Origin of the sequence: Bacillus sp. EE-W1 (assembly GCF_009760835.1) — a bacterium.
GTDB lineage: Bacteria > Bacillota > Bacilli > Bacillales > Bacillaceae_G > Bacillus_A > Bacillus_A wiedmannii.
Genome location: NZ_WIPE01000097.1, coordinates 1 through 14,604, shown reverse-complemented (window position 1 = coordinate 14,604; position 14,604 = coordinate 1). Strand labels below are relative to the sequence as shown.

Here is a 14,604-nt window from a genome sequence, read left to right as displayed (position 1 = left end):
TTTTAGTTTCCTTGACTTTTCCTTTTAATACACCATAGTCGTTTACAGGCATGTTTGTTTCCTCCCTAAGTAAAAAAATAAAATCAATTCTATAATCCCACCTTCAAAATGCATTTATACTTGTAAAAAATAACAGGGTTATTATTAATAGCGTTTTTAGATACATATCATTTTTCATAATGTAAGCTTCGGCTGTTGTTTTGAAATATACTTTAATTAAATTTACTAATTTCAATAAAAAGGTCTCAAAAACTAGAAGGCGCAATCTCGAGTCAAAAAAATTTATTAACTTCACAAATAATAAACAACTATATTTTTAATTAATTATCAAATTAATCAAGTTTTTTGAGACCATAGGGTGATTAAGATAACTATTCAACTTATGAGGATTACATTCTCCTCTATCATCTACAGCGCGAATATTAATCCGATTTAATACATTTATTGGATACATTCTGTCTATCAGTTCATTAGAATTATAAAGACTTTTTCTTACAGCAGTTCACCTAATGGATTCCCTCGTTTCTTCGCTCCTCTCGTTTTCCTTAAAACGCCCCTATTTTTATCGCTTACTCTATAGCTCTTGTAGATGTACACGCATTTCCTGCTAAAACAAATTTAAATGCTCCATTACATAATAAAATATATTCAACAGCTAAAAAAAATCATTGTTCCATCCCAGTCCGCTGATAAATTCATCTAAACTATCTAAAACCTCGAATAACAAACAAGAGTTTATTTAATACCAAAATTGCATAGATATCTTATTCGGAATCGATTATAAACGAATATGAACAGTCACTTTCTTTGAAAACGAAACAGAATTTACTTTTTAGTTGTTTTGATAATTTCACGTACCATAATGATAATAAAAATATTTTTTAAATGGTTGTATGGGGATAGGTTTAGGAGTAATGTTTTGGCTGGACAGGTTTTTGTGTGATTATAAGGACAGAATTAAACATTTTTATTGTAACTGATCATTAAAAAGTTTACCTGTAAAGTTGAAGTGTTTTTCCTTTATGACTCAAAATTACATGTATCTTAGCAAAAGCAACCTTCTTCCATTTCTTTTTTTATCCCTTGTTGCTCTGCATGAGGGAATTTTGCGACCTCATCCATTAAAACCTTTTCTCTTGCTGCATACGCTTGGCGAAAAGAAGAATCTTGACTCATATGTTCCCACTTAACCATTGCTTTTCGTAAAATTGGATTTTGATTCGTAGCAATATCCTCCAATGTTTGGGTTAAGGGTTCATCTTCATTCGCTGAAAGTAATAATAATTAAAGAATAAGCTAATAAATTACAACAACTAAGAAAACAGATTGAAAAATTCAATCTGTTTTCTTAGTTGTTTATTATGAATTTTCTCTCAAAATATGTTCAACGTCTTCTATACTTAATTTACTTGCTTTTGCAATCGTTTCAATGGGTACACCCAATTCATGCATACCTTTAATCATTTGTATTTTCCCTTGCTGAAATCCTTCTTGAATACCTTCTTTTTTCCCTTCATTACGAGCATGAGCAAACTTTGCGGCTTCATCCATCAACGTTTTCTCCCTTGCTTCATATGCTTGTCGGAAAGAAGAATCTTGACTCATACGTTCCCATTTATCCATTGCTTTTTGTAAAATAGGGTCTTGGTTCATCGCAATATCCTCCAATGTTTGGGTTAAGTGTTCATCTTCATTCGCTGGTAGTAGTAATAACCAACGAACAAAGGAATCTTCCCAGGGATTTACTTGTTCATTACGCCACTGTTGCATGAGTTTTGGAATCTCTACAATATGAATTTCTATGTCATCACTTAATACCTTCTGTTGTTGTTGATTCCATAGAATTCCTGTTGTATGGAATGCCTCGTATTCAGAAAACATAACGAAATTTAACAAATTAATTGTAATTGTTTTATGGAGCGAGCTATATGGCATTCCCTTTTGAAGTTGGGATGTGTAAAGCCTTCCCCAATAATATAAACTTCTCTTAATCATATCATGATTATTATTTAACTGTATTTCCACATTTACCTTAGTTCCCGTATCTAGTGTTGCGGAAATATCTAAAATTGATAATTTATCCTCTTCATGTTCTCTATGCAAGTGTGGGTCTTCTAATTGCAAAGAAACAATAGGAGATTCTAAAGAACCTTGTAACATTGCATTTAAAAACGCAATTAGAATATCCTCATTGCCACTTGTACCAAATAATTGTTTAAAAGCAAAATCAATGCGTAAATTCACTAATTGTTGGCTGGTCATGGGTTTTCCTCTCCCCATCTCATAAGATGTTTTTCTTTTATTGTACATAAAAGAGTGATACACATGCAAACAAGCTCTTATTGCAACAGACATAAGGGTTAAAATAATCTTTTAGGTATTTAACAGTTTGTATTTTTTTGAACTACCTCCTATTTTTCGTATTTACTGAATGTAAGTTTCAAAGGGACTGTTAGTGAAAGAAATCTGTTATTAGCAAATACAAAATCAATGGAAAACTTTGTTTCAAATTTTCAAATGAAAAATAAAAAGTCTTGTTTAGCACAAGACTTTTTTCTTCATTTTTGTTCAATTATATATCGACTATCCTCTGAACTACATACACTTGCAGTATCAATTTTTACACGACATATACCCAATCGTCGCTTAACTTCTGACTGTAATTTTTCATTTGCTTCTTCTAAAGAACTTGCTGGAATGATTGTAGATTGTAAGTTTGTTACTTTGCCACCATACATTACTGAAAATTCTATTTCATATCGATGTATCATGGTTCCTTCACTCCCCCTTGTTTTCCTTACAACTCACTCTTGTTTAATACCAGATTTTTAGCTCTTGTAGATGTATACGCATTTGTAGTACATACAGAATTTTTCTTAATTAGATGATTGTAATGATCTACACTAAAAGATATTTTTTGCTGCCCATAACGAACAAAAATAAAGAGGGCTATTACATAATCAATAAAAAATATGTTTGTAATTATTCTTTCTTTAAATTTGCGACTATTCCTGCTAATACAAACTTGCATAGCCATTGCTTAATACAATATATGCAACAATTCTTTTAAAAATCATCTTTCCATCCTAATTAACTCATAAATTCATTTAAACTATCTAAGACCTCGAATAATAAACAAAATTTTATTCAATACCGGATGTGTATTTGAGTTACAAACGAAAATAAAAAATCATTTTTATTAAAAAAGATCCAAGGAAGGAAATTAGAGAATCTTGAAGGAATAATTAAGAAAAATTTTTGGGATGAATAATTAACCATTTTTTACATATCAAAAAAGAATATTTGTTATAATATACCTTTGGATAATTAATGAAGAAAAAAAGAGAAGAACTCTAGGGTTATTAAGGGATTTCATTTAATAACTTTTATTGAGCAAAGGGAGAATTAGAAATGGATTCATTTTTTAAGGGTATAAAAATATTAAATAAACAGGCGTATATTCAGCTTAATGAAATTTTAAAAATGCTTGATAAAAAATTAGATTTAAAGATTTATTCTATAGTATTAGATGAAAAAGACAGCTGCAAAGAAATATTAAGAGTGAAAAAAACTCTATCATTCGATAATAGTTCCAAGATAGAGGTCAGCCAGGAAAATCTTAATGAATTGCCCCATATATATAAAGAATTAGGGCTAGATGTTAATTTTACGGACAAGAAAATTAGGACGGAATTTAAAGATTATTGCAATCAGCAAAAATTTTTGAGCGCAGAAAATGAATTAAATGAACATCAAGATGATGGGAATTCGGTTGATGTTGAAGAAGGGAATAAGAAATCGACATATATTCAGGGGGACAATTCAAGAATTTTGTATATGAACAGTTTTAATATTGGAATTGGGACTGTAAATTATGTAATTGAAATTAGAAATGTGGATTTAGAAGTAATTGATTTGTTTTACAATACTCCAGATTTAAGCTTTTTAAGAATGGCTTTAGATTACTTTTTTATTGATTATTTTGTTGAGAATGAAGCTCAAACTTTAAAAATAGGTGAAAATCAAGTAATAAATAAAAAGTATAATGAAGACTGTATACAGTTTAATAGAAGAATAACGCGACTCTATTTTGGAAAATTACAAGAAATATTATATACAAAGAGTGAGTTCAATGAAATAACATATATATTTAATAATGAATTGAATAATCAGTATTATATTAATAATATGTTAGAAAATATAGATAATATTTCAAATCATACGTATGAAGGAAACAGTCCATTTGGATCCATTTTATTTTTTAATAGTGAAGTTTTAAAAAATAATGAGAATCTTGTTAACTATACTATTAGGTTCCAATCTGATGATTTAGTTGCATTAAATGATGCAAAATTGATTAGAAAATTGCTTGAAATGACTAATAATGAAAACGATCTATATTTAATTTCTGATCATGAAATGATTTATGGTTTGGGCGAAATAAATTGGTCCCAATTGAACGATCGTATTTTGTTTAAGGTTGAATTTAAAGGACTATCTAAATATAATATCCATCTAATAACAGTAAAAGAGAAGGAAGCCAGTGATGGGGTATTGCAGATTGAAAATGGAAAAAGGATATATAAGACAAGTAAAAATCTAGAAATTATGGATAAAAGCCTTATAAATGTATCTTTTAAAAGCCCCATAATAGGAGGAGAGGGCTATACTAGTGAAAAATTCAAACGACTTCTCGAGTCCAAGGATTTTAATGAAAAACTAGAAGTAAATCAAGATGTAATTGAATATCTTGAACAGGTAGTAATGTACGCTAGAGAGCAAAAGCACGGAACTATGGTTGTAATCACTGACTATGATACAGCTGTTTCTGAACTGAAAACGTTAAAGAAACAATCGATTTTGATAGAAGCTACAAAAATTACTCCTGAATATATTCAATTTCTTACATCTATTGACGGCGCAATTTATTTTGATACGAATGGTAAGTGTCATGCAATAGGTGTAATATTAGATGGAATTGCTAAAGAAAATATCGGTGATGCTAGAAGGGGAGCTAGATATAACTCTGCATATCGATATTTAGAAAAACTTAAAGAAAACAATAAAAACTGCATTATTGTTATCATTTCAGAAGATGGTATGGTAAATCTAATACCTGAGACGGATAGCGAAGAGAAAATATATGAGTTATTTCGACAATTAATTGATTTAATAAAAGAAGAAAATAAAAATGAAGAATCTAAAATTAATAGAATAGAAAAAGATTTGATAGATAATAAAGATATAGACGGTCATTTGTTTTTTGAAGTAGCTGAGATTTATCGTGGTAAAGGTTGTTATGAAAAAGCCATTAAGCATTATAAAAGAGGATTGGCCGAACCTGATAGAAATATTATTTTGGTTCAAAATTATAGATATTTGTCTAATTTATATTTTGATTGCGCTAGAAATGGAGAGGTAAATGAACAAAACCAGGAGTGTTATGAAAGGGCTAGAGAAATTTACGATATATTTATAGTTGAAGAGAATGAAAATGAAATAAACGGTTTTGATTATAATCGCAGTGCAGTCACCTATAAGATTCTTGCTGATTTGAAAAAATACAAAAAAACAAAACAAATGTTGTATCAAAAAGCGTTTAATAATTATTCTAAAGCTCTTGAATTTTCAAAAACGATGACTTTAAATTCGTTTAGAACCGTTTTGTTAAATCGTGCCACTGTTGCGGAAGATATGGGGATGATCAAAGAAACATTGGGGGACTTGATTGAGGCCGAACTGATTTCTTCAAATAAGGGAATTATTAATCGTATTATGGATTTAATTAATAGTGATTCTAAATGGTTTAATTATTGTGTTCAAATAATACTTGAAAAAAGTGATAATAAATCAGTAGGTGAGAATTTAATTAAGAAACTTGAAGAGTATGTAGAAAGCAAGGAAGAAATAAATCCTGAAATTGCTGCATCACTTGAAAGACTTAATAAATAGATATTCTAAAACTGAAAGTTACTTTGCAAAAGGTAACTTGATGGTAATAGCGACTGGACAAAATTACAAGTCCAGTCTTTTAGTATCTTATATAAAATAAAAAGAGTAACATGGCATGGCGCTATGTTACTCTTTTTTTGAGTCTATTTTGATCATTTGAATTTGAAAGATATCACGGTCTTTTATGCCCAGGACTTGCATTTCTTCTTTTAGCGAGCGCCAGGATTCAATTCTAATAGCTTTAGTAGTTCTATCCAGTAAAGTGTATTGGTGTATAAAATATAATTCCTCATCGTTTCTCATTGTTAATCCACTGTTTTCATCGAATTCATTAAAGTTCTATAGGTGTGTAAAAATTATATATTAAGTGATAGTTGTGAGTCTGTATTTGTTGTGTATCGTCTATAGTATCTATAGTAATCGTAAAATCTTTTTAAGGATAAATTAGATTTAAATCCTATTTGCTGCATGATTTGTTCAGGGGCATTGTTCCCTTGAATACATCTTAAAATATAGGTATTTCGAAAGTGTTGAGCAGAAATTCCCTTTCGGAGATTAGCACGTTTCACTTCTAAACGAATCATTTTTTGTATTGAGATTTCGGTTAAAAATTTTGGTGCATCCTCCTCATAGCTCCAGTGATATGTCCCTCGGGTAAAATCAAAAGCAACAAATAACGAATCATTGCTGTGATATTTAGGGCGTACAGGTTCAGGGATAATTTTATAGTACTTGTATAAGTATAATTTATCTTCTTCTCTCAAATGAATAATTCTATTAACTTTTGATTCTTCAGGAATTGATAAAGTATTATTTTCAAAATGAACGTGTCTCATCTGTAAAGAAACAACTTCCTTTAAAGATAATCCATAATACAGGAGTAGTGTAATAATAGAAATATTTCGCTCTAAGATCATAGGGCGTACTGAGCGTTGTTTTTCTGTAAGGCCTTCTAGTGATGAAATAACTTCTTTTAAGCGCCTCTCTTCCTGGAAAGAAAGGAAATCCTCCCTACGTAATGCTCGATTAGGTGGATCTATATGAGTAGTCCCTTCAATTGGGCTTGGTAAATCTAAGTATTCGTACAGCCTATTTAAAACAATATATATACGATGTACAGTTTTATCGGAGTATTGACGATCGGCTTTTAAATGGTTAAAAAATGATTCGAAATCTTTTTTCTGTAGTGATTCCCAAATAGTATCGTTAGTAAACCTTTTTGATTGATGCAGCCATTGAATGAAACTTTCTACATCATAGATGTATCGTTTGATTGTAGAAGGTTTTCTTCCTTTGTTTGATAAATAAGAAGAGAAGCCTTTTATTGTATGTTGGATCTCTTTTGAAGTCATGCTATATTTTTCACTCCTTATCCTCATACCTTTTGACTACTCTATAAAATGTAGGACTTGTCATATTACACTTTTTCATGGCGCGTAGCGCTGTAATCTTTCCTTGCTTCCAATCGTTATATACATCGATAAATTCTTGAGTTATTTCAGTTTTCGGTCTACCCAGATGCTTACCTTTTTTCTTTGCAGCTTCAATACCCTCACGTTGGCGAGTCTTTATTTTTGTTCGTTCTTCTTCAGCAAGCCAGGACAAGATTTGGAGTACCAAATCAGTAATAAGATTTCCTAAACTATCTTTATATTGAGTTGTATCTAAAAGTGGCATATCTAATACGACAATATGAGCTTGAATATTTTGGGTAATATCTTTCCACTCTTCAAGGATAGCTTCTTTATTTCTGCCGAAACGATCTAGGGAATGAATATATAAAATATCATCTTTTCTTAACATACGTTTTACGAGTTGATATTGATCACGATTAAAATCTCTTCCACTTTGTTTATCAATAAAAATATCTCGTTCGTCAGTGATCAGTTGTTTCATTGCTTCGAGCTGCCGATCTTCATTTTGATCTTTACTACTAACCCTTATATATCCGAATTTTCTTGTATTCAAAATAAATAGACATCCTTTCAAAATTATTTCTAATAAAATTATATCAAAAATACTTCAAAAGGTGTCAAAAATTATTTAACACTTCAAAAATGTATTTTCCGACCTTTTGAAGTGGTGAATAAAGTAGAATTCAATATACAACAAAAGGTGTACCTTTTTTAGCGGTGTGAAATGACTCGGTATCAGATAATGCACATTGAATGCTATTTGTTTTCAAACTCTTCTAGAATTCAATTCTTTCATTTTAAACTACTTTTCAACGGCACAATAATAGGACGTTCTAGTACAGGGTAAATATGATAAGTGTGAATTTTACAGGTATGAACTGCTTATCATATTTAGACATTCAAATAATGTTCAAAAAATATGTGGGGTGATTACAATGAGAAAGAAAAAAACTAGCAAACCAAGTAAGAGTTTTAGCAGAATGAGAGAAAGGAAGGTAAGGAATAAGAGGGGTGATGTAAATAAATCGAGGGTTTCAATCAAGTTTGGAAAGAATACTTCATTTGAGTGGGAAAAATGGATAAGATTTAGTCTGAAGACTTGTTTATTCAATGCTGGGGTACATATTACGATGCAATTGGTACTTATCCTAATGAAATACTTTCTATTAAGTTAAGAAAAAGACCCTAAACAGGGTCTTTTTTTGTCTGAGATTCTTGCTTGTTACTTACAAGTAACGAAAGAGGCGGCTATAATGTATTTTATGCTAGATGAGATTATGTGATTTGAACCATAATTTTGCCAAAACGGCAAGCTTATGCTCCATTTTCTTTGAACAATTAGATAAATATTTCTAAAAAAGCGATTTTCGGCAAGTTTATGATTCCTACTGCTGCAAAATTATGAGTAAAGTGACAAATGCACCGTCAGTACAAAATTGAAAATATAAGGCCATTTGTCAAATTTGACAGATAGCCTTTTCCTATAATCATCCTAGCATTTTTCGAAAAATGGGTATTTTATATAATCTCTACTTCTCTTTTTTCATATTCAGAATTTCCGGTACCATATTTATCCATGAAATCTTTGAAAGGCAATATGTCTACCACCGTTTTTTCATCCATCGGTGCAACAACCTCTTGCTCCTCAGCTCTAACTGGACTTTCAGAAGAAATATCAACTGCCTTATTAGAAGAAATCACTATAACAAATCCTCTTCGTCCCTTTTCACCAAAATAATTTGAACCAATAACATCTACACATTTTGTAAATGATACCCAATGATTATCAAAACGGATAGTTTTAAGATTATTCTCATCTAACCACTCATTATATTTGTAAGCAAACTCCTCATCTTGATATTCCCCGCGGTCATCATATAGATCATAATCTGGCTCATCATTTCCGCCAATATGAACCCTGTATAACAAAGTATTTGGTTTAACGATGTAAGGCTGAAATTCTAAATCATCTTTTTTATTTTGCAAATTTATAAATGCTGTACTCCACATTTTATCAGAAGAAGCTAAATTATCTCTTCCCCTAATACTCATATCATGATTAGTCCATTTTGAAATTACGTCCATTTATATAATCATTCCTTTTAAATTTATTCTCTGTATCGGACAAACAGTCTTAAAATTTAATTTTTTTCTACACAACTTGCCCCTTGTCAAATTTTACGATTGACTGAATTTCTTATAGATCGTCTGTCTTAAACTCTTTATATAGTAAAAAGTTAAAATGTATTAAAAAAATTTTATATTTTTACAAACAATGAAAAAGGAACTGCGCCTGGGTTCTTTCTCATTAATGCTGTATATTTCATTTCCCAAGACGTTTTCGTACATCCTTTGATTGACCGTACTTTAGCCAATCATATATGCGAAATAGCCTTCTAATCCCTGTGCCTTCGGGTGTTTGTTTTTCTTTTACAAAATTTGAATTTTTTATAAGGAAATCTTTTAACTCATCGCAATCCAAATTTTCTTGTCCTAACAGTGGAATTTGTTCAATTGCTATTTTAATATCAGGGAACCCTTTAAGAACCTCATTTATATTTTTAAATTGCCAATCCCAAGGTAAATCTTTTATTTTTTTCTCTTGAGTGTCTGTTAAAAAATCAGTGTAGCGCATATTTATTTTTTTAGTTATTTTTGGATCTAGTAATTCGGCTTCTATGCTACTTTCCATTACATATCTAAATAGAGGTACATATTGATTTGATCGGAGAATTTGAGGTAATGAAATTTTTACTATTGAATTATAGTCATACTTAGGATCATCTGATAAGAGTTCATTAAATAGTTCAATATCCAACATTCCTCCATACCCATGTTCACTTAAATCCTTGGTGGCAGAAATTTCATGGTTAGAATGTATTTCTTCAACTACATTTTTTACCCCTAGCCCAATTACAAATTCTATATCTTGAGTGTTATCATATTCACCATCTACTACATAAATTTTTTCTTCAGGATCATTAGTTTTAACTAGTTCATAAATTTGAGACTTCATCTGTCGCATCATTTTCATACTGAATTTTCTTTTGTTTTGAGCCAATGCATTATATATTTTTTCATAATCATTAGTTTTAATTCTTGTAATTGGAACTGTAATTTTACCAATTGTTAAAGATGAATTATTTTCAAAAGAATCTTCGTCTTGACCAGCTCGTTCAACGAATATAAGTCGATCTTTAAGTTTATGGATATTATCTTGATCTAAGCAACGGGTAATAGCCTTTAATATTTGTTGGATGTTATCATCTGAGATTGAATATCCTAAAAAAATAACCGGATGCTCAATAAATACTGTAAGAAGCTTTGCTGCTAAATATGCATTTTTTTCATTGTACCCTTTATAATCTGAAGTTGTTAATACTAAAGAATCAGGTATAGAGCTACAACCATGAATTTTATATATTTCATTTATTTCTAGGGGATGGGAAAATAAGAGTTCTTTTTGTCCGATATATACTTTCATTTCTTGTTCTTCAAAAATTTGTTCTAATAATAAGTCCCAATTTGTTGTAATAATGCCATCAATTACAATGTTCTTTAGTGCTGCAATTTCCTTGTCATTTTTTTCATTTAAACCATATGTATATTCTATACTATTTAAATATTTTGCGATTTCCACCTTTAAAGGACTTTGTTTACTACTAATGCGATCTTTAAATTCTTTACGATTATTTTCAAATTGCTGTTCTTTCCACCAAATCGGATGGAAATCCTTTGCCATTAATTCAGCTACTTCAGCCCAATCTTTATTTGCTGTAGAGGAATAGTACTCAAATTCATAAGGCATTAGGTTAGAAAATTTTTTCATTAAACCTGCCCAGTCTTCTAAGTTCAAGTATCTTTTTGAAAATCCTGAACCTATAAATAAAAATGGGGCTGTATTTATTTTTTTTAAATGATTAATTAGATGTAATTCTACGTCTTTCATATTTATCCCCGCCTATCATTTCTAAATAAACTTAATATTAGTATATCATTGTAATGCTTGCTATTAGTAATATCTAATAAATATAGTAAACTATTAGTTTAAACTTCCAATAGCGAATTTTACGTCAACTAGTACCTCTTACGAGGGGCTAGTTGTTTTTTTGTTGTCTGCATATTAGAAGCATAAGTTGACCGTTTCGGCCATCTTATGCTTCTTGTTACAAAAATTTAGGATAACAAACAATATCATCTGTTTTTTAATATATATTTGTTATAATTTATTTAAAGGGATTATTTGTAAACTTATTGGACTATTAATGTAGATTTGGGATTGTATACGTGATGATCTATTCTTAAAAGGCCGGTGTATTTTATGAAAAAAACTACTGATTATATTATTATCAATTTTCATGACCTTTTTAACTTTTAATTTACCTTTTGCAGGAATATTTGAAAGTGATTTGTTTGAAGTAATAACGTTTTGGCTGGTTTTAATATGTTTTTTGTCTTATATAATAGAGGAAGGATATTTCCATAATGGTGTATCCCAACAATATATGAAATGTTCTAGAAGAAACTCGTCAAATAGGGGGAATGTATGATGAATGAGCGTATTAGTTATAAAGAATTTGAAAGCTATCCGAAATTCGAAAATCGTGAAGAAGCTGAGAAATGGCTTGAAGAAAAGTATGGTGAAGATTTCTTTTTTTCACGAGAAGAAGAATTAGATAATGAGCCATATTACATTTACAATTACGTACTTAATAAAGAAGTATTTATTAGATTTCAAGAATATCTGATAAAGAGTGGTAGAAAAGGCTGGTACGGTGGGAAGCCTGAAACTAAAGGATTCGGAGATTCTTTCCAAGAGATTCATATTCGGGATGATGGAAAGGTACAAGTACTATCATTAATCTAAATGAACAATAAATAACAGTCTATTATGGCTGTTTTTGTTATGTGATTTTTATATAGGTAAATATATACATATTCTGAGAATATTTATTGTGAAATAATGGTTATTATGAGATAATTTATTTGGACTCTTCGGAGTCTAAGGGATAAGTTTAAGTGAAACTAAACTCACATACCTGTAGGGGGTTAACTCAAATGGCAATGGTGACTGTATCTCGTAAAGATCTATAACAGTCCGAATTGAGGTGATTTTTAGTGCTTAAACTGAAGTTTAAGAAGACTGCAGATGGTAGCAAAGAATTCGAATTCAATTTCGACTTTCTACCGGCGATGGGTACGCCCATCATCGTCGAACTTATACTAAAATTTTTGGGTATGTAAGACGTAAAAAAAGATGTAGATTATTCTACATCTTTTTTTTATTTTATAAGATTCTTAGCTTTATATCTTTTATACCGAAAACATTACATACTTCAATAGAATCAAGATAGAAATCAATATTATTTCCTTATTGCGGGTTCTTTACAATGAAAAACAAAAAGAACTTGTAGGAATCCCTACAAGTTCTTTTTTACATTATCTAAAAAAGTTAAAACAAACTATCTCATAATTTGAATCGGAGCAAACACTATGACCACGGATTGATTTTATTATACACTGAATCTTAAAATATGTGTCTTTTATATTTGAAAATTTCGTGAATTTAGAAAAGGATAATAAATAACCATCTTGAATATCTAAAAAATCTCAATTGAATACTTTGAACAAAACACTTTAAATCAATATATATATCATAATAAATTATAAAAAATATAAGAATAGGTAAATAGAGAAGAATGGTGCATTCTTACAGAAAGATATATATTTTTATTTAAGATTAATTAACTATAAGAAAATGAATTTCATATTATATCTAAATATAATTCATGAATATATGTGAATGGGGTATTCTTATATTTTTTATTTATTTGATGAAGAAATTTGTTGTAGGAGAATTAAACAAACGTTTGTTTAAAATATTTTAGCTATGAATCAATGTTTGAGATATATGAGTTACGGGGTTCAATTGTCCACTTTGTTAAATTCCACATTTGTTATATAAATTTTATATAACAAAGAAAAAAGTACCGCTCAATTATATTTTCTATTATCGGTACAGCTTTAGGTAAACTATTTAATGTGGTCTCGTCAACAAAACGCGAATCTTGTACGCTCAGCGGATTCCAAAATGGGAAAATATAGTTAAGGGAACGATTAGAATGAAAGATGTTTACAAAGCATTAAACTATTTTGTTTTCATGTGTGTATGTATATTTAGTTTTGGTCTTGTTCGAGAGAAAACTCACAGCTTTCCTGTGTTACGGAAGGATAAAAGCCTGGGAGAAACTGTTTAACAGTTTTCTCTTAGGCTTTTTTTGTTTTTTTGGTAAGAATAAAATTGGAGGTGTCTTTTAGATGAGTAAAGACTGGATTAAAGTATTTATTGCTGCTTTCTTTGAAATTTTTTGGGTTATTGGTTTAAAAAATGCTGATGACTTTTGGACTTGGACGGGGACTATCATTGCTATATTTTTCAGCTTTTATTTAATGATCATGGCAGGAAGAAAACTTCCCGTGGGAACTGTTTATGCTGTTTTTGTTGGGTTAGGTACAGCTGGAACTGTCTTTTCTGAAATACTGTTCTTTGGTGAACCATTTAAAGTGGGAAAAGTACTCTTGATTTTATTTTTATTAGCTGGAGTAATTGGCTTGAAATTAGTTACAGATGATAAAGTTCAGAAAGGTGATGAATCCTAATGGCATGGATTTCTTTAATCTTAGCAGGTCTTTTTGAAATGTTTGGTGTTGCTATGATAAATAAATTGCATAAAGATCGAAATTGGCAATCATTAGCTTTGTTAATTTTCGGATTTGGGTTAAGTTTTATATTTCTTGCTTACGCAATGGAAACACTACCTATGGGAACAGCTTATGCAATTTGGACTGGAATTGGTGCGTCTGGAGGTGCAATTTTAGGCATGGTTTTTTATGGAGAATCAAAAGACTGGAGAAGACTTATCTTTATAGGTATGGTTTTAGGTGCTGCAATAGGTTTAAAACTCGTTTCATAAATGACTTTTTAGATTGTACTATGAAGAAGATAATCTGTTTTTATTAAGCAAATTATCTTCTTCATTTTTTTATTGTTATTCAACAAAATGGCACAATTGTTGAATAGAATGACTTGCATTTTTTTAACAACTTTATTATCTATGTACAACTTTACAAATCTAATAAAGTCGGTTTTTTGAATATATACTTTTGTTGGTGTTTTCTTAGAAATATGGATAAATAGAAGAAACTAAGTGTTTGCAATGAAATGAAAGTAAACTTT

At 30.0% G+C, this 14,604-nt stretch carries 10 protein-coding genes and 1 pseudogene; 4 read left to right on the top strand and 7 right to left on the bottom strand.

Going from position 1 to position 14,604, the window contains the following annotated elements; genetic code table 11:
* Window positions 1-1,056: 1,056 nt before the first annotated feature.
* The 3 genes and pseudogenes from GFJ36_RS24895 to GFJ36_RS24885 form a co-directional block, all read right to left on the bottom strand.
* A pseudogene (locus GFJ36_RS24895) lies at window positions 1,057-1,284 on the bottom strand (Rpn family recombination-promoting nuclease/putative transposase); the annotation flags it as partial.
* Window positions 1,285-1,359: 75 nt separating this feature from the next.
* A complete protein-coding gene (locus tag GFJ36_RS24890) occupies window positions 1,360-2,262 on the bottom strand; it encodes an Rpn family recombination-promoting nuclease/putative transposase (RefSeq protein ID WP_098961842.1) in 903 nt (300 codons plus the stop codon).
* A gap of 296 nt (window positions 2,263-2,558) precedes the next feature.
* On the bottom strand, window positions 2,559-2,771 hold the full coding sequence (locus GFJ36_RS24885) for a hypothetical protein (protein WP_098961841.1): 213 nt from the start codon (window positions 2,769-2,771) through the stop codon (window positions 2,559-2,561).
* 640 nt (window positions 2,772-3,411) lie between these two features.
* On the opposite strand from GFJ36_RS24885, the gene GFJ36_RS24880 reads away from it, so the two are divergent.
* On the top strand, window positions 3,412-5,952 hold the full coding sequence (locus GFJ36_RS24880) for a diadenylate cyclase (RefSeq protein ID WP_098961840.1): 2,541 nt from the start codon (window positions 3,412-3,414) through the stop codon (window positions 5,950-5,952).
* Between the two features lie 356 nt (window positions 5,953-6,308).
* Here the strand turns inward: GFJ36_RS24880 and GFJ36_RS24875 are convergent, their stop codons facing one another.
* The 4 genes from GFJ36_RS24875 to GFJ36_RS24860 all read right to left on the bottom strand — a co-directional run bounded on the left by GFJ36_RS24875 (window position 6,309) and on the right by GFJ36_RS24860 (window position 11,316).
* Window positions 6,309-7,304, bottom strand: coding sequence for a tyrosine-type recombinase/integrase (locus GFJ36_RS24875; RefSeq protein ID WP_098961839.1), 996 nt, complete (start codon window positions 7,302-7,304; stop codon window positions 6,309-6,311).
* A 10-nt stretch (window positions 7,305-7,314) separates the two neighbouring features.
* Window positions 7,315-7,920 carry a recombinase family protein gene (locus tag GFJ36_RS24870; protein ID WP_098961838.1) on the bottom strand — a complete coding sequence of 202 codons (606 nt, stop codon included), beginning with the start codon at window positions 7,918-7,920 and terminating at the stop codon, window positions 7,315-7,317.
* A gap of 965 nt (window positions 7,921-8,885) precedes the next feature.
* Window positions 8,886-9,452, bottom strand: a complete 567-nt coding sequence (locus GFJ36_RS24865) for a hypothetical protein (protein ID WP_098961836.1) — start codon at window positions 9,450-9,452, stop codon at window positions 8,886-8,888.
* A 238-nt stretch (window positions 9,453-9,690) separates the two neighbouring features.
* Complete coding sequence (locus GFJ36_RS24860; protein ID WP_098961835.1) at window positions 9,691-11,316, bottom strand: SIR2 family NAD-dependent protein deacylase; 1,626 nt, start codon at window positions 11,314-11,316, stop codon at window positions 9,691-9,693.
* Window positions 11,317-11,916: 600 nt separating this feature from the next.
* On the opposite strand from GFJ36_RS24860, the gene GFJ36_RS24855 reads away from it, so the two are divergent.
* The 3 genes from GFJ36_RS24855 to GFJ36_RS24845 all read left to right on the top strand — a co-directional run bounded on the left by GFJ36_RS24855 (window position 11,917) and on the right by GFJ36_RS24845 (window position 14,341).
* On the top strand, window positions 11,917-12,234 hold the full coding sequence (locus tag GFJ36_RS24855) for a hypothetical protein (RefSeq protein ID WP_098961834.1): 318 nt from the start codon (window positions 11,917-11,919) through the stop codon (window positions 12,232-12,234).
* 1,451 nt (window positions 12,235-13,685) lie between these two features.
* Window positions 13,686-14,027 carry a DMT family transporter gene (locus tag GFJ36_RS24850; protein WP_002090534.1) on the top strand — a complete coding sequence of 114 codons (342 nt, stop codon included), beginning with the start codon at window positions 13,686-13,688 and terminating at the stop codon, window positions 14,025-14,027.
* Complete coding sequence (locus GFJ36_RS24845) at window positions 14,027-14,341, top strand: DMT family transporter (protein ID WP_097859373.1); 315 nt, start codon at window positions 14,027-14,029, stop codon at window positions 14,339-14,341. Before GFJ36_RS24850 ends, GFJ36_RS24845 begins: the two co-directional genes overlap by 1 nt.
* Window positions 14,342-14,604: the final 263 nt, after the last annotated feature.